The sequence below is a fragment of the Arthrobacter sp. P1_B9 genome (assembly GCF_056406495.1).
In genome coordinates, this window is record NZ_JBFUAA010000002.1 from 354,733 (window position 1) to 371,484 (window position 16,752).

The window sequence follows — 16,752 nt, forward strand, 5'->3', positions numbered from 1 at the left end:
ATCAATCAAAAACGTCCGCGGTCATGACCGGTGCAAACCGGGAGGCTGCGGCAACAACAGTTAGCGGAGGGTATGGCCAAGAAGGACGGGGTCATTGAGATCGAGGGCGTTGTGACCGAGGCGCTGCCCAATGCGATGTTTCGCGTTGAGCTCACCAACAAGCACATCGTTCTGGCACACATCTCTGGAAAGATGCGCCAGCACTACATCAGGATCCTCCCCGAGGACCGCGTAGTGGTGGAGCTGAGCCCTTACGACCTGACACGTGGTCGTATCGTCTACCGCTACAAGTAAACACTGGGCGGCCAGGGCAATAGCCGAGGGCCGGTCCAGCTGACCAACTGCAACACGCAAAGGAACGCCATGAAGGTCAAGCCGAGCGTCAAGCAGATCTGCGAAAAGTGCAAAGTGATCCGCCGTAATGGCCGGGTCATGGTGATCTGCGAGAACCCGCGCCACAAGCAGCGCCAGGGCTAATTTCCTTCACTGGAAACCCTGGGTTGCTAACCCACGCAAGTAAATAAAGGCAGCACAAGCTGAACTGGGACGTATGAGCCCGGACAGCTAACCCCCGGTCGGAGGCTGGGGCCGCACTGAACATGCGGGTGTACTGCCTACGACCTCCGGTTTATACAAGGAGTACTGCCAATATGGCTCGTCTCGCTGGCGTAGACATTCCCCGCGAAAAGCGGCTGGAAATTGCGCTTACTTACATCTACGGCGTGGGCAAGACCCGTGCACACGAAACCCTGGCTGCTACCGGCATCAGCGCTGACGTTCGGGTCAAGGACCTGACCGACGCGCAGCTGGTTGAGCTGCGTGACTACATTGAAGGCAACTACAAGGTTGAGGGTGACCTTCGCCGCGAAGTAGCCGCTGATATCCGCCGCAAGGTTGAAATCGGCAGCTACGAAGGTATTCGCCACCGCAAGGGCCTGCCAGTGCGCGGTCAGCGTACGAAGACGAACGCGCGTACCCGCAAGGGTCCGAAGCGCACCGTCGCAGGCAAGAAGAAGGCCCGTTAATCCCTGAGGGATTAACTCGGTTTTCCCCCGATAACTTTCTGTAGGAGAAAAAATGCCCCCGAAGACTCGTGGCGCGGTTCGCAAGCCGCGTAAGAAGGACAAGAAGAATATCGCGCTGGGCCAGGCGCACATCAAGAGCACCTTTAACAACACCATCGTGTCCATCACGGACCCGAACGGTGCTGTCATCTCCTGGGCTTCGTCCGGTGAGGTTGGCTTCAAGGGCTCGCGTAAGTCCACCCCGTTCGCTGCCCAGATGGCCGCCGAAGCCGCCGCAAAGCGTGCACAGGAGCACGGCATGCGCAAGGTTGACGTGTTCGTTAAGGGACCGGGTTCCGGACGCGAAACGGCCATCCGCTCGCTGCAGGCCGCTGGCCTCGAGGTTGGCTCCATCCAGGACGTCACCCCCAGCGCCCACAACGGCTGCCGTCCGCCGAAGCGCCGCCGCGTCTAAGGCTTTCCAGCGCCCAGGAGCTTGCCCGGACCCTCACCGGTCCGGGCAGGCCCGGCCGCGTTAAGTCTTCAGACCGATCTTTCCACCACCTGTGTTGCGTCATATAGCGGATGCTCGCCGAAAGGAAACCTAAGTGCTCATTGCACAGCGCCCCACCCTCTCCGAAGAGGTCGTCTCCGAAAACCGCTCACGGTTCATCATCGAACCGCTGGAGCCGGGCTTTGGTTACACCCTCGGAAACTCCCTCCGCCGTACCCTGCTCTCCTCCATCCCCGGTGCCTCTGTAACGAGCATCCGGATCGATGGCGTGCTGCACGAGTTCACCACGGTTCCGGGTGTCAAGGAAGATGTCACTGAGATCATCCTGAACATCAAGAACCTGTCGGTTTCCTCCGAGCACGACGAGCCGGTTGTTGCTTACCTGCGCAAGCAGGGACCGGGAGTCGTCACCGCCGCGGACATCGCTCCGCCGGCCGGCGTCGAATTCCACAACCCGGATCTGCACATTGCCACGCTGAACTCGAAGGGCAAGTTCGAACTCGAACTGACCATCGAGCGCGGTCGCGGCTACGTTTCGGCAGCTCAGAACAAGTCCGGCGACTCCGAGATCGGCCGCATCCCGGTCGACTCGATCTACTCGCCGGTTCTGAAGGTTACTTTCCGCGTGGAAGCTACCCGTGTTGAGCAGCGCACTGACTTCGACAAGCTCATTGTCGACGTCGAGACCAAGCAGGCAATCGCCCCGCGCGACGCCGTTGCTTCGGCAGGTACCACCCTGGTGGAACTGTTCGGTCTGGCCCGCGAGCTGAACACCGCAGCTGAAGGTATCGAGATCGGTCCGTCGCCGACGGACGCTGCCCTGGCAGCCGACATGGCACTGCCGATCGAGGATCTGGACCTGACGGTCCGTTCCTACAACTGCCTCAAGCGTGAGGGCATCCACACCGTGGGTGAACTCGTTGCCCGCTCCGAGGCTGACCTCATGGACATCCGCAACTTCGGCGCGAAGTCCATTGATGAGGTCAAGGCCAAGCTGGTCGAACTGGGCCTGTCCCTCAAGGACTCCCCTCCCGGTTTCGATCTCGCAGCACGTGCCGCAGCCATCGAAGAGGACGACGCCGCGTTCAGCGACGACGAGCTCTAACCAACAGATCTTGGCCGGCTGGCTGGATGCACCCTGGTGTGCGCAGCCCAACGGCTTCCAATGAGGAGAAACTATAATGCCTACCCCCGCTAAGGGTCCGCGCCTCGGAGGCGGAGCGGCTCACGAGCGTCTTATGCTCGCGAACCTGTCCGCCGCACTTTTCGAGCACAAGCGGATCACCACCACGGTGACCAAGGCCAAGCGCCTGAAGCCGTACGCCGAGCGCCTGGTGACTTTCGCCAAGCGTGGCGACCTCGCGTCCCGCCGTCGTGTACTCGGCCTGATCAGCAACAAGGGCGTCGTCCACGAGCTGTTCACCGACATCGCACAGGCAGTGGAAAACCGCGATGGCGGCTACACCCGCATCACCAAGATCGGCAACCGCAAGGGCGACAACGCTCCCATGGCTGTCATCGAACTGGTTCTCGAGCCGGTTTCCGCAAAGCAGGCCGTGGTAGCCGAGGCTACCTCTGCTGCCAAGCGCGACGCTGACAAGAAGGACGCCGAAAAGGCCGACGCAGCTCCGGTTGCCGAGACCGAAGAGGCTGCTGAGACCGAAGAGGCTCCAGCCGCTGAGGCCGAAGCCGCTACCGAAGAGGCTCCGGCCGCTGAGGAAGCAGCCGCTGAGTCCGAGAAGGACGCGAAGTAATTCGCTAAATCTTTCTTATAGACTTAAGTCTATGAACGAGCTCAAACCCGCTGCCCCCGTCTTGGGGGGCGGCGGGTTTTTGCGTATCCGGCTGGATGTGGCCTACGACGGCGGCCCGTTCAGCGGGTGGGCCGTGCAGCCGGGACTGCGCACCGTCCAGGGCGTCCTGGAGGAGGCCCTCGCGCTGCTGATCCGCCGCCCCGTCCGGGTCACGGTTGCCGGGCGCACCGACGCCGGGGTGCACGCCCGCGGCCAGGTGGTCCACCTGGACCTCAGCGAGGCGGAGTGGCTGGGCCTGAACCGGGGCGCCGAACTGGATCCCGCCATCGCCCTTCTCCGCCGCATCCGCGGTGCCTTGAGCCGTGGCCTGGGCGACCTCAGCGGCGCCATCGAGGTGCACCGGGTGAGCGTGGCACCCGTTGGCTTCGATGCCCGGTTCTCCGCCCTCTGGCGCCGCTATTCGTACCGGATCGCGGACGGCCCCGCGCTGTGGGACCCGCTGGGACGCGCCTCGACCCTGTGGCACAAGGTTCCGCTGGACGTCGGGCTCCTCAACGAGGGCGCCGCGCCGCTGCTGGGCCTGCAGGACTTCCGCTCGTACTGCAAGCCCCGCGAGGGGGCCACGACCATCCGTGAACTGCAGCGCTTCGAATTCGCGCGCGGCACGGACGGGGTCATTGTCGTCACCGTTCAGGCTGACGCGTTCTGCCACAACATGGTCCGCTCCCTGGTGGGCTCGGCGTTGTACGTGGGGGAGGGCGAAGAGGCCCCGGAATGGCTCTACGAGCGGCTCCTCGCCCGGCAGCGCGACGCCCGCTCCGTTCTCGCAGCCCCGCACCCGCTGGTGCTCGAGGAAGTGGCCTACCCGACAGAGAGCGGCATGCTGGCCCGGGCCGAACTGACGCGGGCACTGCGGGCCTAAACTGCGCCACCGATTTTCCCCACCTTTGCCGGAGCGAGGCCGCTATACGCCGGCGGGTCGGCGCAACACGCCGGCGTCGGCTACCAAAGGTGGGGAATCTCTGACGCCACCACAGCCATGTGGGCACGAAAAGGCGGTGGGCCTGCGGGCCTAAATTAGGCGGGAAGCTCGAGGGTGAAAGTGCTGCCGTGGCCCGGACTGGTGCGGCACGAGATGGATCCGCCGTGCCCTTCCACGATGGCCTTGGTGATGGACAGCCCTAAGCCGGCGCCCGGAATGGATCCGTCCCGGACGGCCGGGCTGCGGAAGAAACGGGTGAAGACCCGCCCGGCGTCGGCGGCGGTCATGCCCATCCCGGTGTCCTCGACGTGAAGGCGCACCAGGCCGTCGCCGGAGCTGGCGGAGACCCGCACCGATCCGCCGTCGGGCGAGTACTTGATCGCGTTGGAAACGAGGTTGTCCAGGGCCTGGCTGATCCGGAGCGGGTCCACGTGGGCCCAGAGCGGACCCTGGACGTCCGTGGCGAGGCAGACGCGGGACGCCTGGGCGTGGGCCTGGGCCGAGCCGAGGCTCGCCTCCACGATGCCGGCGAGGTCGGTGCGGCGCGGATGGACATGGACGGCGGCGCTGGCGGACATGAGAAGGTCCGAGACCAGGGCCAGCAGCCGCTCCGCGTTGCGCTGCGCCACTTCGACGCGGCGGACCACCGGACTGTCCAGGCCCTCGGTGTCGGCGAGCACCAGGTCCAGGTTGCCGATGATGGACGTCAACGGCGTGCGGAATTCGTGGGAGACAGTGGAGACGACCTCGTCCTTCGCTGCGAGGGCGTCCACCAGGCCGGTGACCTCGTTGAAGACCACCACGGCGCCGCGGAAGTCGCCGGCGTCGTTCTTCAGGGGCCGGGCCCCGGTAGAGACCACGCGGCTGGCCGCCGCCTCACCGAAGCAGACAAGGTAGTCGGCAAACGACTCGCCTGCAAGCGCCCGCCGGATGGGACGGCGCTCCAGCGGCAGGGGGGTGCTTCGGTCCTGCCCGGTCAGCACGAGTTGGCCCTCTTCCTCCGGCAGTACTTCCCCCGCCGGTTCGGCCGTAGGACGGGGCGCCGCGGCCGCGGATTCCTCGAGTTCGGCCTGCCACGTGTTCGTGAGCAGCCGGCGGCCGCTGGCATCCACTGCCACGATCCCGACGTCGACGGTGTCAAGAATGGTGTTCAGGAGCCGTTCGCGCTCCCGGCTGTCCGCGAGCAGGACCTCCAGCTCGGCTTCCTTGGACCTGATCCGCCGCTGCTCGCGCCGCAGGCGCGCCCGCGCGAAACGCATGGCCAGGGACACCGCGAGCATCATCAGGGGCACCAGCAGGGCTTCGGCCGTGCGGGCCGCAAGCGGTGCCGATCGGTCCGCCAGGAGCCAGGGCAGGGCGGCCAGGAGGGGCACCGAGAAACTCAGTGAAAGGCTCGCGGGGGCGGAGAGCCTGGACGCCGAAATCCACACCACGGGCAAGACGGAGAGCACACCGGGATCCGGCAGCCCGGCGGTGGTGCCGTCCCGGAGCAGCCCAATCGCAACCAGGTCCAGGACAGGAATGACGAGCGGCGCCAACGGCCCAAAACGCTGCCAGGGGACCAGTACGCAGGCCACGAGGAGGGCGGCCTGCAGGGCAAAGGCGTACCGGCACAGGATGCTGTCCGGAAGGCCGGGCCAGGCGGCCGGGGCAGCCATGACGATTCCGGCCAGCATCACGGCCAGCGGCAACTGGCATACGAGGACCCGCCCGCGCGGCCCCAAAGCCTTCCCGTGTCGATCCACACTGCGGATCAGCCGCTGTCTAAGCAAAGACGCCGTGCCCCCTTCCCGTTGCTCCAGTTTTACACCCTGTGTCACGCAAATTTGACATAAATCGAAGTTTTGCTATTTCTGTTACCGGGCAGCCGCGAATTTGCCCCTTAGGGTGGGTATTCTGACATTGCTGGTGGGGGCCGGCGAGATAATTGCTGCCGCCGCATCCGCGAACGGCAGCGTAGCGTGACACATGAGGGGGGCCATGACCGACATGGGAGTCGCCGTCGTTGTAGAAGACGACGAAGATGTTCGGAACCTTGTCGAAGCCGTATTGAGCCAGGCAGGGTTCGAAGTCCACTCGGCGGCCGGCGGACGTGAAGGGGTCGACGTCGTGAGGGCACGGGAGGCAAGCGTGGTCACCCTCGATGTCGGGCTTCCCGACATCGACGGTTTCGAGGTGCTGCGCCGGATCCGGCAGTTCAGTGACGCGTACGTGGTCATGCTGACAGCGCGAACCGACGAACTGGACACGCTGACGGCGTTTCATACCGGGGCTGATGATTTCCTGGCGAAGCCATTCCGGCCCCGGGAGCTGCGCGCCCGTGTGGGTGCCATGATGCGCCGGCCCCGGCAGGACCTCGGCGCCGCGGACGGATCCGCGATGGATTCTGGGGCGGCCGCCGCCCCTGCAGCGTCCCAGAGTCCGGTGCTGCACCACAACGGCCTGGACCTGAACCCCGAGACCCGGTCCGTGAGTGTCGACGGCGTGGCGGTCAGCCTGACCCGCAGCGAGTTCGACCTCTTGCAGGCGCTCCTGAAGGGCGCCGGCGCCGTGCGGTCCAAGACCGAGCTGGTGCGCGTGGTCCGGGGCGATTACTACCGGGCGGACGCCTACATCAGCGAATCCGACGAACGCGCCGTCGAGGTGCATATCGGCAACCTGCGGAGGAAACTCGGCGAGGACCCCGTGCAGCCGCGCTGGCTGCAGACCGTCCGCGGCGTGGGCTACCGGCTGTCGCCGGCGCGGTAGCCTCCGGAGGGGCTTCCGGCGCCAGGCACCCGGGACACCCGTTGGCGGCAGCGGTCCCGCCGGCCCTAGCTGTCCCACAGGACGTAGCTGAACTGGAGCTCGTCGACGGTTTCCCCGCCGCGCGCGGCAACGTCGCGCAGGAGTGACAGTGCGCGGCCAATGTCTCCGGCCCTGAGGGCATTCTCCAGTTCGCCGGCGAGCTGGGCCAGGCGCAGGCCTCCGACCATGGCCGAGGACGTCTTCAGGCTCAGCACAGCGTCCATCGAGCCCGCGAGATCCCCGCGTTCGAGGGCTGAGGCCAGCGAGCGGTAGCGCTGGTCCCACATCCGGGTGTAGTCCCTGGCAAATCCCTTCGCCACGGCCGGATTTTCCAGCTGTGCACCCAGGTCCTGAAGCGCAGCCGGGTCCACGAGCGGGGCCGCCGGCGGCAGGTCCTCCGGGAGGACCTCCGGGAAGACCTCTGGGAAGGCCGCTGCCGCGCTGGATGCCGTGAGGGCAGGCGCCGGCAGTCCCGGAGAGGTGGTGGGAGCGAGGGCAATGCCCGCATCTCCGTCGTCGGGGCAAGCGCTTGGAAGGGACATGTGACCACGCTACTTGCTGATGCGGCCGATGCCTTGCAGCCCGGTCTATCCTGCGGAAACCCTGAGGCTTTCCCGAGGGGAACCAATCCCGGCCGCTGGTGCCGGCCGTGGCCGTGTCGGCGGCCGTTTACTGGCCACTGAACGTGTCGATGGCGTTGATGACGGCCGGGCCCAGGATGGCGATGAAAAGCACGGGGAAGATGAAGAACAGCAGGGGAAACAGGATGGTGACGGGCAGCTTCATGGCCTTCTCCTCGGCCCGTTGCCGGCGCTTGACCCGCATGACCTTCGCCTGCACCCGCAACACCCGGCTGATGGCAATGCCGTAGGTGTCGGCCTGGACCACGGCCTGGACGAAGCTGCGCAGCTCGGGCACGTTGGTCCGTTCCGCCAGTGCCACGTATGACTCGCGCCGGCTGCGCCCTACCTGCATGTCCTGCAGGGTCCGGATAAGTTCCTCCGCCAGGGGGCCCTTGCCGTTCTCGCCGGCCCGGGCCATGGCGCCTTCGAAGCCCAGGCCCGCTTCCACGGAGATCAGCATCTGGTCCAGCGTGTTGGCCAGTTCCAGCTGCATGGTCTTCTGGCGTTCCTGCCCTCTGCTGTAGAGCAGGAGGTCGGGGATGAAGTAGCCGAGCAGGAACACAAAGATTCCCACGAGCTTGAGGACCGGCGTCGGGCTGTTGGCGCTGATCCAGAAGCCCAGCAGGGCGCCCAGCAGCCCAAGGAGCGGCTTGGCCGCGAGCACGCGGCCCAACGGCAGTGACGCGGGGCGCCCGGCGAGGGACAACAGCCGGTCCAGTTTGCGGACGTACGCCGGGGGAGTCAGCCGGTAGCCGGCCCGTTCCAGCAGGCTGCTGTGCTCCCGATGGGTGAGCTCGGCCGGGTCGGTGCCCAGCGCCAGCATCTCCCGCATGGCGCGCTGTGACCTCCGGTCGACGGAGAGCAGCGACCACGCCAGATAGCCGAGCGGCAAGGCCACCAGCAGCGTGGCAAGAAGTACAGCAGGTGCCATGGCCGCCTCAGAACTTCAGGTCGATGATTTTGCGCATCCACAGCCCGCCAATGGTCATGAGGATGACGGAGGCGGCCATCATGCCCCAGCCCAGCGGGTGCGTGAACATCGGGTTCATGTAGCCGGGATTGACCAGCATCAGCATCACCACGATCCCGATCGGCATGGCCATGAGGATGTACGCGGAAAACTTTCCCTCGGCGGCGAGGGATTTGATGTGTCCTTTGATCTCGCTGCGCTCGCGGATGGTCTCGTTGACCTGGTCCAGGACTTCGGCCAGATTCCCGCCCACTTCACGGTTGATCTGGATGGCCTGGGCGATCCAGACGAAGTCCTCGTTCCGCATCCGGTCCGCGGTGTCGCTCAGGGAGTCCAGGAGGTCCCGGCCCAGGCTGGTCTCTGTAACCACGCGGCGCATCTCTTCCGACGTCGGGCTTTGGGATTCGGACGCGGCGGCGTCAATGGCGCGCATGATGCTGTGCCCGGCCCGGAGGCCGCCGGACAGCAGCTGCAAGGTATCGCCGAGCTGCTGGTCGAACTTGGTGCGGCGCTTGCCGGCCAGGATGCGGAGCACGAGGTGGCCCACGACCGGCGCCAGGAGCACCAGAAGGACCGCCAGCAACGGGCCCGCGACGACGAACCCGGCGAGGCCCCCCGCAACCGCTCCGGCCAGGAGCAGGACGTAGAAGTCGGCCTGGCCCAGGCGCAGGCCGGCCTGTTCCAGCGACTCGCGGTTGAAGAGCCGGACTTTGCGGCCGGAAAAGAATCCGTCGACCAGGTGGACGGCCGAGCCGGCGAACCGCGTCAGCTGCGAGTCGGCCTGGCCCTGGACGGGCCTGCGCCGGTCCAGGGGGACACTGGCCCCGCCGGGGGAGAGCAGCGCGAATCCCAGGACCACCACTGCGCTGAAGAGCAGGCCGACGCCGATGGGCAGCAGAGTCATGGACAGATCACGCCCTTCCAGCCGGGGTCAGCGGCGCGGCAAACACAGCGGGGGAGACATGGATGCCCAGGTCCTCGAAACGGTCGATGAAACGCGGGCGGATGCCGGTGGGGACGGGCCTGCCAAGGAACCGGCCGTGGGCGTCGACGCCGGCGGCGTAGTCGAACACGAAGGCGTCCTGAAGCGTGACGATGTCGCCCTCCATGCCCTGGACCTCCGTGACGTGGGTGATCCGCCGGGTGCCGTCCCGCAGCCGGGAGATCTGGATAATCAGGTTGACGGCCGAGGCGATCTGTTCCCGGATGGCGCGCAGCGGCAGGTCCATGCCGGCCATGAGCACCAGCGTCTCCAGACGGGCCACGGCATCCCGGGGCGAGTTGGAGTGCACGGTCGAGAGCGACCCGTCGTGGCCTGTGTTCATGGCCTGGAGCATGTCCAGCGATTCGCCGCCGCGGACCTCGCCCACCACGATCCGGTCCGGTCGCATGCGCAGGGAGTTCCGCAGCAGTTCGCGGATGGTCACCTCGCCCTTGCCCTCAGTGTTCGACGGCCGGCTTTCCAGCCGCACCACGTGTTCCTGCTGGATCTGGAGTTCGACGGCGTCCTCGATCGTCACGATCCGCTCGTCGTGGGGCAGGAACGAGGAAAGGACATTCAGCAGTGTCGTTTTGCCGGTGCCGGTGCCGCCCGAGACGATGATGTTGAGCTTGGCCTTCACGCAGGCGTTCAGCAGTTCCGCCATTTCCGGCGTCAACGTGCCGAACTCGATGAGGTTCCGGACAGTCAGCGGCACCTTGCTGAACTTTCGGATGGTCAGCGACGAACCGCCGACGGCGAGCGGCGGGATAACGGCATTGACGCGGGACCCGTCCTCGAGCCGAGCATCCACGAGGGGCGAGGACTCATCGATGCGCCGGCCCACTTTGGAAACGATGCGCTCGATCACCTTGCGGAGGTGGTCCTCGGAGCTGAACCGCGACTCCGTCAAGGTCAGTTTGCCGTTGCGTTCCACGTAGATCTGGTCCATCCGGTTGACCATGATTTCCGTGACGGCGGGATCGTCCAGGAGGCGCTGCAACGGGCCGTAGCCCAGGACGTCGTCGGCCACGTCGCGGACCAGCCGGGAGCGCTCTTCGGCGGACAGGGGGACCTGTTCGGCGTCGATGATGCGCGTCAGCTCCTCCCGCGCGGAGGTGCGGAGGTCCTCTTCCGTGGTTGCCGAATCGTTGAAGCGGGTTCCCATGCGCTCGAACAACGCAGTGGCGGCCCGCTGTTTGAGGGCGGCGAAAGCGTCGACGGGCTGCTGGCCCCGGGCGCGGGAGTCCTGGTGCTCCGGGAAAGCCGGCAGCGGTGGGCGGTCAGTCTTCTGGAGCACGACGGCGGCCGGCGCTGCCGCCGTCGTCGCGCTTCCTCCGGTGGGGGACATGGCCAACGGAGATGCGGCCTGCGGGGATTCGGCCCGTGGGGCGGACGCAATCGTTCCCTCGGCGGAGCGGAGCCGTTCGGACAGTTTCATCAGACCACCACCCGGCGGTGCAGTTTCTTCTGGGCGGTGGCGCGCCAGGCGGGATCGAACCGGTTGACGAGCTGTTTCAGTCCCTTGACGGCAGGATCTTTGCGTCCGTCCTGGAGGACCGGGATGCCGCGGTTGGTGGAGAACGCCACTGCCTTGGACCGCGGGATGCTGACGTCCACGGGCGCGCCGATGGTCGCCTCGACGTCCTGGACGCTCAACCCGGACTTCGAGTCCGCCATGTTCAGCACCACGTGGCGGGTCTCGGGCAGCAGGTCCAGGCGCCGGAGGATATCCAGGCCGGAGCGCAGCCCGCGGATACTCGGCACGTCCATGGCAGTCACCCAGACGGCGTCGGTGCACTGCTCGAGGGCGGCCAGCCCGACCTCCGGGAGCCCGGGTGCGGTGTCGACCACGACGTATTGGAACTGTTCGGCCAGTTGTTCGAGCAGGCGCGTGACCTGCTGGGGTGTGATGTCGTCGGCCTCCTCGGGCGTCCGGGGGGCGCAGAGGGCGTAGATGCTCCCGGGATGGACGGTGAGGAAGGCTTTGAGGACGAGGGAATCCTGGCTGGCCGCGGACGAGACGGCGTCGGTCACGGTGTGCTCCGGGTGCAGGTACAGGCCTGAGGCCACGTCCCCGAACTGCAGGTCCAGGTCCACAATGACCACGCCCATGGGCGCCACTTTGCCCAGCCCGATGGCGATGTTGGTGGCGATCGTGGTTTTGCCGACCCCGCCTTTGGGGGAGAAGACGCCGATCACCAACCCCCTGGCGCTGTCAGGCTGGCTGGCCGCCGTGGTTCGGTTGCGGGTGGCGAACGACTGGCAGGCCCGCTCCAGCAGCACCCGGATCTGGGCCGGGTCCGCCGCCGGGCTGAGGATGTCGCGGATGCCGGCCCGCATGGCCAGCAGGACGAAGTTCGGATCGGCCTCGCCGACCAGGATGACGCTGAGCTCGGGAAGCTGGACGTCGAATACCGTCGCCAGGCGCAGGGCGTCCTCCACCGGCACATCCGGTCCCAGGATCAAGACCTCGGGCCGTTCCTGGTTGAGGCTGGCGAAGAGCTCCGCCGGGTTCGCGGGATTGACGAACGCGAAGGTCTGCAGGCCGCCCGGAAGGCCGCCGGCCAGGGCCTGGCGGACGCGGGCATCGAAATCAGTGTTCGGCGAAATCAGGACAAAGCGGCTCATTTGTACACCTCTGGTCGCGTTACGATGCCGGGGCGGCCGCTGTCCGTGGCGTTGAGCGGTTCCTTGCTCAGCCAGATGCTGGCCGATTCCGTGAAGTTTGCGGCATAGACAATCTTTGTGGCGTCCATATCATTCACGGCGACCGTAACGATCATGGAGCCGGTGGGGAGCGACGTGTCCTCGGCTTCCGCGGGGGAGCCGGCGGCAGAGGGCTGCGGGGACGGGGCCACCACCGGGGCGCGCTGGACAGCCGTCACGAGAGCCTTGTGTACCGTCAGCTGGGTAGTCTCTTTGTCTGCCTTCGCCTCGAGGCCGCCGTCCTTGAGGTTGATGAAGACACCCACATGGTCGCCCGCCGCGAGACGGCCGCCGACGAGCCGCTGGGGCTCGAGCTGGAAGGAAACCTCTTGCAGGCCCTTAGGCACTTCAATCGCTCCGCTCGCCTTTAGTGCCTCCGGCTCAATCAGCCGCTCGGCGACGAGCTGTTCGCCAGGGAGGAGGTCGACGGCGGTGACTTTGCCGGCCAGCCCGTCCAGGTTCGTGAGAGCCGACTTCGAGACGGCTTTTCCGGGAAGATCCTGGCTGGTCACGAATGCTTTCAAGGCCGCGACCGACGTGCCGGCCGGCACAGCTTTCGACACCACGAGAACGGTGACGGGCTGCAGGCCCTGCACCGCCCTGCTGTCGGCGCCCTGCGCGTAGCTGACTACCAGGATGGCTCCGACGACGGCCAGCACCAGGGCCGCGATTCCTGCCAATAAGCGTGACTTCAAAAACTGCTCCTGAACTGGTTAGTGGAGGGTGTGGCGACGTTGGGTGCTATTGCGTGAGCCGCACTATGTCGGCGCCAGAGTCCTCGGTGGTCACTCCGTATGTGTAGCCGTCGGCCAGCGAGACGTACTGGATGAAGCTGCCGATGATGCCGCGGCAGTTGTTCGTGCAGGCGACGGAGCTGGGCACTGACGTACTCGTGTTGTGGAACGATTTCGGCAACTCGTTGTCAGTACCGCTGAACTTCCAGCCCTTGACGTTGAAGGCGGCAAAGGACGTGAGATGGTACTTGGCGTTGGCCCCTGTTCCTGTCACTACGTTGAAGACCGGCAGCAGGGCAGTGACGTCTTTGCCTGCGGTGATGTCGGCCGCCCACTTCTGCAGGACGCTGTCGCACACGACGCCGGGGTAGCTGTTGCCGGAACTGTTGCTGGCGTCCCCCACGGTGATGTCGATGAGGCCGCCACAGGCGCCCGGACTGCTCACGAGCCACCCGAAACCGCCTGGAACGGCAGCTCCGTCGGGCCCGTACATACAGTCGGGATTCGCGTTGTCGCCGTGGCTTTGGAGTTGTTGCAGGCCGCCGTCCACGTGGTACCTGACCTGGCAAACAGAGAAAGCGAGCGGAAACGGCAAGGGCCCTGCCACAGGTTGGCCCCATCGCACAGTGGCCCCGACCGTGACCTCCGCATTATTGAACCCCATGGCGCGTGCAAAGAAGAGCGAAACCTTATTGGGTTCCTTCCCGGCTTCCTGGGAGCCAGCGGTGACCCTGACGGTGCCGGCTGCTTTATCCAGTACGAGGTCCGAAATGTTGCTTTTGCCGTCGCCAGCATTGCTGTTGGCGAGGCTGCGGGCGAGGGCGGAGGTGGTGGAACAGTCGGCGTCGTTGATGTTGCGGGCGCACTTCTGCGCGATGGCGAGGGCTGCCGCATCAGCCCCATTGCGGAGCTGGGTCCGCTCGGCGTACAGCATGCCGACGTCGACCGCCAGCGCGGCGAACCCCAACAGGGTCACCATGAGGATCGCGACCAGGACGCTGATGGCGCCGCGCTCGCGGTCAGAGTGGGCGGGTGTGTCGTTTAGCCGTTGCACAGCATCACCCCCTTGCCTTCCATGGCAAATGGGCCAGCGATGCCTGTCATGGTGGACAGGCTGTACTTAATCGTGAGAGTCATTTGGGCCCCTGGGGTGCATATTGCGGGGCTGAAGGTTATGTTGGCGTCGCTGAGCCCGGGCTGCACTGAAACGGCAGCATTCTTGGCCGCAGTACGGGCAGCGGTTGGGTTGTTCCCGATCGCCATGACCCGCACGCCTTCACGGGCGGCGCTGGAAAGGGATATCTGAACGTTGTAGGCCCGTCCGAATTCAGTGATGCCGAGCAGAAGCATCACCAGGACGGGCGCGAGGAGAGCGAATTCCACGGCGACGGCACCCCGTTCTGATTTCTTGGAAATGGGGGACCGCCTTCCCGGGTCGCGTGCGTGAACGCCTGAACCAGACAGGGTTGGGGAAGACCGGAGTCCTGCCCAACCCTGCCCAGTCGCACTGGGTTTCCTACTTCGAGCAGGTACCCGGGGTCGTCACGGTGCCAACGGTGGTGGCCGCCCCCATGGTGCCGCCCTTCATGGAACAGTTCACCGACTCAAAGGTGGAGTTCAGCTGTCCGCCGAGCAGGCCCACTGCGACGATGATTACGACGGCGATGAGGGAGACCATGATGCCGTATTCGACGGCGGTGGCGCCGCGCTGATCGCGGCGAAGACGGTTTGCGAAAGCGGAGAGAAAGGAACGCATTTGGGACTCCTGAGCGAGTTGGGCGGCTGGCCCTGCACCAGCACTGAGAGGAACTTAGCAACCGCCGACACGCCGACGATTCGCCTTTGACGCATCCTGTGCCAAGGCTTCCCAAACTGCACGTTTCCTGTACATTCCCTGCGCCCATTCTGCGCTGGGGCATGCGCCTTTGACTTGACACACAGGAGGACCCCCTCGGCTCTGGGGTCCGAGGGGGTCCGGTCTGTCGGTGCCCGAGGAACGGGCGGCGGGACTAGCGGCCCGCGAACATGTCCATGATGCTCAGTACTGTTGGACCGAGAACAATGATGAACATGGCGGGAAGGATCGAGAAGATGAGTGGGAAGAGGATCTTCACGGGCATCTTCATCGCGTGTTCTTCGGCCCGCTGCCGCCGTTTGACCCTCATGACCTGCGCCTGGGACTTCAAGACGTTGGCGATCGCGATTCCGTAGGTGTCAGCTTGGACGACGGACCGGACAAAGGAACGGAGGTCCGGTACATCTACGCGTTGGGCCAAAGCGAGGTACGCCTCTTTGCGGGAACGCCCCACCTGAATGTCCTGAAGGGTCCTGACGAGTTCATCTGCCAGAGGCCCTTTGCCTGTTTCGCCGGCGCGTGCCATGGCGGACTCAAAGCCCAAGCCAGCCTGGACGGAGATCAGCATTTGGTCCAAAGCGTTGGGAAGTTCCAGCTTGATTTCGGCTCTGCGCTTTTCCGCGTAGTTTCGGACCAGGATGTCCGGCACAAAATAGAACAGGACGGGGAGGCCGAGCATCAGGGCAAACTTCAGTGCCGAGTGGTCAGAAACATAAGCAAAAATGCCGAGTACGGCCCCGGCCAGCGCGAGCAATGGCTTTACCGTAACGAGCCTGGCCAACGGCCACGCCTTGGGCCGGCCGGCACCGGCCAGCTGCTTGTCCAGCCAGCCGGTGTAACCCGTTGGGGTCACTTTCAGGCTCCAGGCCGCGAGCTGTCCCTTGGAGCCGAGCGCCGGTCCGCTGTTTTGTGGGCGGTTGCCGAGGTTGGATTGGATGTTTCTCAACCCGGCACGGTCGCCGGTGACGACCAGCCAGGTCATCACCGATAGCGGTGCGATAACCGCCAGAATCGCAGCGTAGGCAATCATGTCCATGATGTTCGCCTTCCTTTCAGAACTTCGGCTTAATGAGCCGGCTGAGCCAGAAACCACCAACAGCCAGCAGAACCGCCGCAGCGGCGATCATGAGATACCCAGGCACCGTGGTTGTGAAGATTCTGGAATAAAAGGGATTGAGGAAGGTGAGCCCCACGAACATGACGATCGGCAACGCCATCAGGACAACGGCCGAGATCCTTCCTTCGGCGCTCAGGGCCCGGACTTGTCCACGGATCTGGTTCCGGTCCCGAAGGGTTTCCCCCACATGGTCCAGGACCTCGGCGAGGTCACCGCCGACCTCGCGGTGGATTTCCACGGACCGGGCGATCCAGCCGAAGTCTTCGTTGTCTGTCCGGCGTGCCACCTCGTCGAGGGATTCGCCCAAGTCCCGGCCGATCCTCGTTTCGTTTACCACTCGGTTCAGTTCCTCGGCCATGGGCGCGTCGCTTTCCTGGGCCGCGGCATCAATCGCCCGAAGGAGACTGTGGCCTGCCCGGAGGCCACCGGAAAACAACTGCAGCGTGTCCGGAACCTGCTCATCGAATTTCCGCCGCCGCCGGGAGATCAGCACAGTGAGCAACGCCCACAGCCCTACCGGAGCCAGCATTGCAAAAAGGATGGTGTAGAAGAATCCGCCGGCAAAATATCCCGAGACTCCGGCCACCAGGGTAGATGCTCCGGCCATCAGCAGATAGTCGCCGGGTCCCTTCTTGAGGCCGGCGGCATCAAGACGATCGCGACTCAAGATTCCGCCACTGCTGCCACGAACTCCGCTGTTAATGGCCCGGACCGTCTGATCCGT

Annotated in this window: 20 protein-coding genes; 8 read left to right on the top strand and 12 right to left on the bottom strand. The window is 65.4% G+C overall.

The window, feature by feature from the left end:
• The first annotated feature begins 72 nt into the window (after nucleotides 1-72).
• The 7 genes from infA to truA all read left to right on the top strand — a co-directional run bounded on the left by infA (nucleotide 73) and on the right by truA (nucleotide 4,194).
• Nucleotides 73-294 carry a translation initiation factor IF-1 gene (gene infA / locus AC1D1A_RS04215; protein ID WP_009358723.1) on the top strand — a complete coding sequence of 74 codons (222 nt, stop codon included), beginning with the start codon at nucleotides 73-75 and terminating at the stop codon, nucleotides 292-294.
• 69 nt (nucleotides 295-363) lie between these two features.
• Complete coding sequence (rpmJ, locus tag AC1D1A_RS04220) at nucleotides 364-477, top strand: 50S ribosomal protein L36 (protein WP_009358722.1); 114 nt, start codon at nucleotides 364-366, stop codon at nucleotides 475-477.
• A 173-nt stretch (nucleotides 478-650) separates the two neighbouring features.
• Complete coding sequence (rpsM, locus tag AC1D1A_RS04225; RefSeq protein ID WP_028275004.1) at nucleotides 651-1,025, top strand: 30S ribosomal protein S13; 375 nt, start codon at nucleotides 651-653, stop codon at nucleotides 1,023-1,025.
• A gap of 52 nt (nucleotides 1,026-1,077) precedes the next feature.
• Entirely contained in the window at nucleotides 1,078-1,479 is a 402-nt protein-coding gene (gene rpsK, locus AC1D1A_RS04230) for a 30S ribosomal protein S11 (RefSeq protein WP_018773682.1), read from the top strand.
• A gap of 133 nt (nucleotides 1,480-1,612) precedes the next feature.
• Entirely contained in the window at nucleotides 1,613-2,623 is a 1,011-nt protein-coding gene (locus AC1D1A_RS04235) for a DNA-directed RNA polymerase subunit alpha (RefSeq protein WP_018773683.1), read from the top strand.
• Nucleotides 2,624-2,699: 76 nt separating this feature from the next.
• Nucleotides 2,700-3,272, top strand: a complete 573-nt coding sequence (gene rplQ, locus AC1D1A_RS04240) for a 50S ribosomal protein L17 (protein ID WP_476887033.1) — start codon at nucleotides 2,700-2,702, stop codon at nucleotides 3,270-3,272.
• A 31-nt stretch (nucleotides 3,273-3,303) separates the two neighbouring features.
• Entirely contained in the window at nucleotides 3,304-4,194 is an 891-nt protein-coding gene (truA, locus tag AC1D1A_RS04245) for a tRNA pseudouridine(38-40) synthase TruA (protein ID WP_476947191.1), read from the top strand.
• A gap of 155 nt (nucleotides 4,195-4,349) precedes the next feature.
• On the opposite strand, the gene AC1D1A_RS04250 is transcribed toward truA, so the two are convergent.
• Nucleotides 4,350-5,999: a sensor histidine kinase gene (locus AC1D1A_RS04250; RefSeq protein WP_476947192.1), complete on the bottom strand. Its 1,650-nt coding sequence runs from the start codon at nucleotides 5,997-5,999 to the stop codon at nucleotides 4,350-4,352.
• Nucleotides 6,000-6,234: 235 nt separating this feature from the next.
• Between AC1D1A_RS04250 and AC1D1A_RS04255 the strand changes: the two genes are divergently transcribed.
• A complete protein-coding gene (locus AC1D1A_RS04255) occupies nucleotides 6,235-7,002 on the top strand; it encodes a response regulator transcription factor (RefSeq protein WP_476947193.1) in 768 nt (255 codons plus the stop codon).
• 65 nt (nucleotides 7,003-7,067) lie between these two features.
• Here AC1D1A_RS04255 and AC1D1A_RS04260 read toward each other — a convergent pair whose 3' ends face one another.
• From AC1D1A_RS04260 to AC1D1A_RS04310, 11 genes are all read right to left on the bottom strand, one after another.
• Nucleotides 7,068-7,583 (bottom strand): Hpt domain-containing protein, encoded by a 516-nt coding sequence (locus AC1D1A_RS04260; RefSeq protein WP_476947194.1) that lies wholly within the window; start codon nucleotides 7,581-7,583, stop codon nucleotides 7,068-7,070.
• A 127-nt stretch (nucleotides 7,584-7,710) separates the two neighbouring features.
• A complete protein-coding gene (locus AC1D1A_RS04265) occupies nucleotides 7,711-8,595 on the bottom strand; it encodes a type II secretion system F family protein (RefSeq protein ID WP_476947195.1) in 885 nt (294 codons plus the stop codon).
• A 7-nt stretch (nucleotides 8,596-8,602) separates the two neighbouring features.
• Nucleotides 8,603-9,538 carry a type II secretion system F family protein gene (locus AC1D1A_RS04270; RefSeq protein ID WP_476851474.1) on the bottom strand — a complete coding sequence of 312 codons (936 nt, stop codon included), beginning with the start codon at nucleotides 9,536-9,538 and terminating at the stop codon, nucleotides 8,603-8,605.
• Between the two features lie 7 nt (nucleotides 9,539-9,545).
• Nucleotides 9,546-11,054: a CpaF family protein gene (locus tag AC1D1A_RS04275; RefSeq protein WP_476851473.1), complete on the bottom strand. Its 1,509-nt coding sequence runs from the start codon at nucleotides 11,052-11,054 to the stop codon at nucleotides 9,546-9,548.
• Nucleotides 11,054-12,244, bottom strand: a complete 1,191-nt coding sequence (locus AC1D1A_RS04280; protein ID WP_476947196.1) for a CpaE/TadZ family protein — start codon at nucleotides 12,242-12,244, stop codon at nucleotides 11,054-11,056. The genes AC1D1A_RS04275 and AC1D1A_RS04280 overlap by 1 nt, the downstream gene beginning before the upstream one ends.
• Nucleotides 12,241-13,017, bottom strand: a complete 777-nt coding sequence (cpaB, locus tag AC1D1A_RS04285; protein ID WP_476947197.1) for a Flp pilus assembly protein CpaB — start codon at nucleotides 13,015-13,017, stop codon at nucleotides 12,241-12,243. Before cpaB ends, AC1D1A_RS04280 begins: the two co-directional genes overlap by 4 nt.
• A 46-nt stretch (nucleotides 13,018-13,063) precedes the next feature.
• Nucleotides 13,064-14,110, bottom strand: a complete 1,047-nt coding sequence (locus tag AC1D1A_RS04290; RefSeq protein ID WP_476947198.1) for a pilus assembly protein TadG-related protein — start codon at nucleotides 14,108-14,110, stop codon at nucleotides 13,064-13,066.
• The gene (locus tag AC1D1A_RS04295) at nucleotides 14,098-14,472 is read right to left on the bottom strand and encodes a TadE/TadG family type IV pilus assembly protein (protein ID WP_476947262.1); all 375 of its coding nucleotides are present in this window, start codon (nucleotides 14,470-14,472) and stop codon (nucleotides 14,098-14,100) included. Before AC1D1A_RS04295 ends, AC1D1A_RS04290 begins: the two co-directional genes overlap by 13 nt.
• Nucleotides 14,473-14,572: 100 nt before the next feature.
• Entirely contained in the window at nucleotides 14,573-14,812 is a 240-nt protein-coding gene (locus AC1D1A_RS04300) for a Flp family type IVb pilin (RefSeq protein WP_223913825.1), read from the bottom strand.
• A 253-nt stretch (nucleotides 14,813-15,065) separates the two neighbouring features.
• The gene (locus tag AC1D1A_RS04305; RefSeq protein ID WP_476947199.1) at nucleotides 15,066-15,947 is read right to left on the bottom strand and encodes a type II secretion system F family protein; all 882 of its coding nucleotides are present in this window, start codon (nucleotides 15,945-15,947) and stop codon (nucleotides 15,066-15,068) included.
• Nucleotides 15,948-15,963: 16 nt separating this feature from the next.
• Nucleotides 15,964-16,695, bottom strand: a complete 732-nt coding sequence (locus tag AC1D1A_RS04310) for a type II secretion system F family protein (RefSeq protein WP_476947200.1) — start codon at nucleotides 16,693-16,695, stop codon at nucleotides 15,964-15,966.
• Nucleotides 16,696-16,752: the final 57 nt, after the last annotated feature.

What these genes read in the sequence shown, in the direction of transcription:
- infA (WP_009358723.1), top strand. Translation starts at nt 73, where the DNA reads ATGGCCAAGAAGGACGGGGTCATTGAGATCGAGGGCGTTGTGACCGAG.
- rpmJ (WP_009358722.1), top strand. Translation starts at nt 364, where the DNA reads ATGAAGGTCAAGCCGAGCGTCAAGCAGATCTGCGAAAAGTGCAAAGTG.
- rpsM (WP_028275004.1), top strand. Translation starts at nt 651, where the DNA reads ATGGCTCGTCTCGCTGGCGTAGACATTCCCCGCGAAAAGCGGCTGGAA.
- rpsK (WP_018773682.1), top strand. Translation starts at nt 1,078, where the DNA reads ATGCCCCCGAAGACTCGTGGCGCGGTTCGCAAGCCGCGTAAGAAGGAC.
- rplQ (WP_476887033.1), top strand. Translation starts at nt 2,700, where the DNA reads ATGCCTACCCCCGCTAAGGGTCCGCGCCTCGGAGGCGGAGCGGCTCAC.
- truA (WP_476947191.1), top strand. Translation starts at nt 3,304, where the DNA reads ATGAACGAGCTCAAACCCGCTGCCCCCGTCTTGGGGGGCGGCGGGTTT.
- AC1D1A_RS04255 (WP_476947193.1), top strand. Translation starts at nt 6,235, where the DNA reads ATGACCGACATGGGAGTCGCCGTCGTTGTAGAAGACGACGAAGATGTT.
- AC1D1A_RS04260 (WP_476947194.1), bottom strand. Translation starts at nt 7,583, where the DNA reads ATGTCCCTTCCAAGCGCTTGCCCCGACGACGGAGATGCGGGCATTGCC.
- AC1D1A_RS04265 (WP_476947195.1), bottom strand. Translation starts at nt 8,595, where the DNA reads ATGGCACCTGCTGTACTTCTTGCCACGCTGCTGGTGGCCTTGCCGCTC.
- AC1D1A_RS04270 (WP_476851474.1), bottom strand. Translation starts at nt 9,538, where the DNA reads ATGACTCTGCTGCCCATCGGCGTCGGCCTGCTCTTCAGCGCAGTGGTG.
- AC1D1A_RS04275 (WP_476851473.1), bottom strand. Translation starts at nt 11,054, where the DNA reads ATGAAACTGTCCGAACGGCTCCGCTCCGCCGAGGGAACGATTGCGTCC.
- AC1D1A_RS04280 (WP_476947196.1), bottom strand. Translation starts at nt 12,244, where the DNA reads ATGAGCCGCTTTGTCCTGATTTCGCCGAACACTGATTTCGATGCCCGC.
- AC1D1A_RS04300 (WP_223913825.1), bottom strand. Translation starts at nt 14,812, where the DNA reads ATGCGTTCCTTTCTCTCCGCTTTCGCAAACCGTCTTCGCCGCGATCAG.
- AC1D1A_RS04305 (WP_476947199.1), bottom strand. Translation starts at nt 15,947, where the DNA reads ATGGACATGATTGCCTACGCTGCGATTCTGGCGGTTATCGCACCGCTA.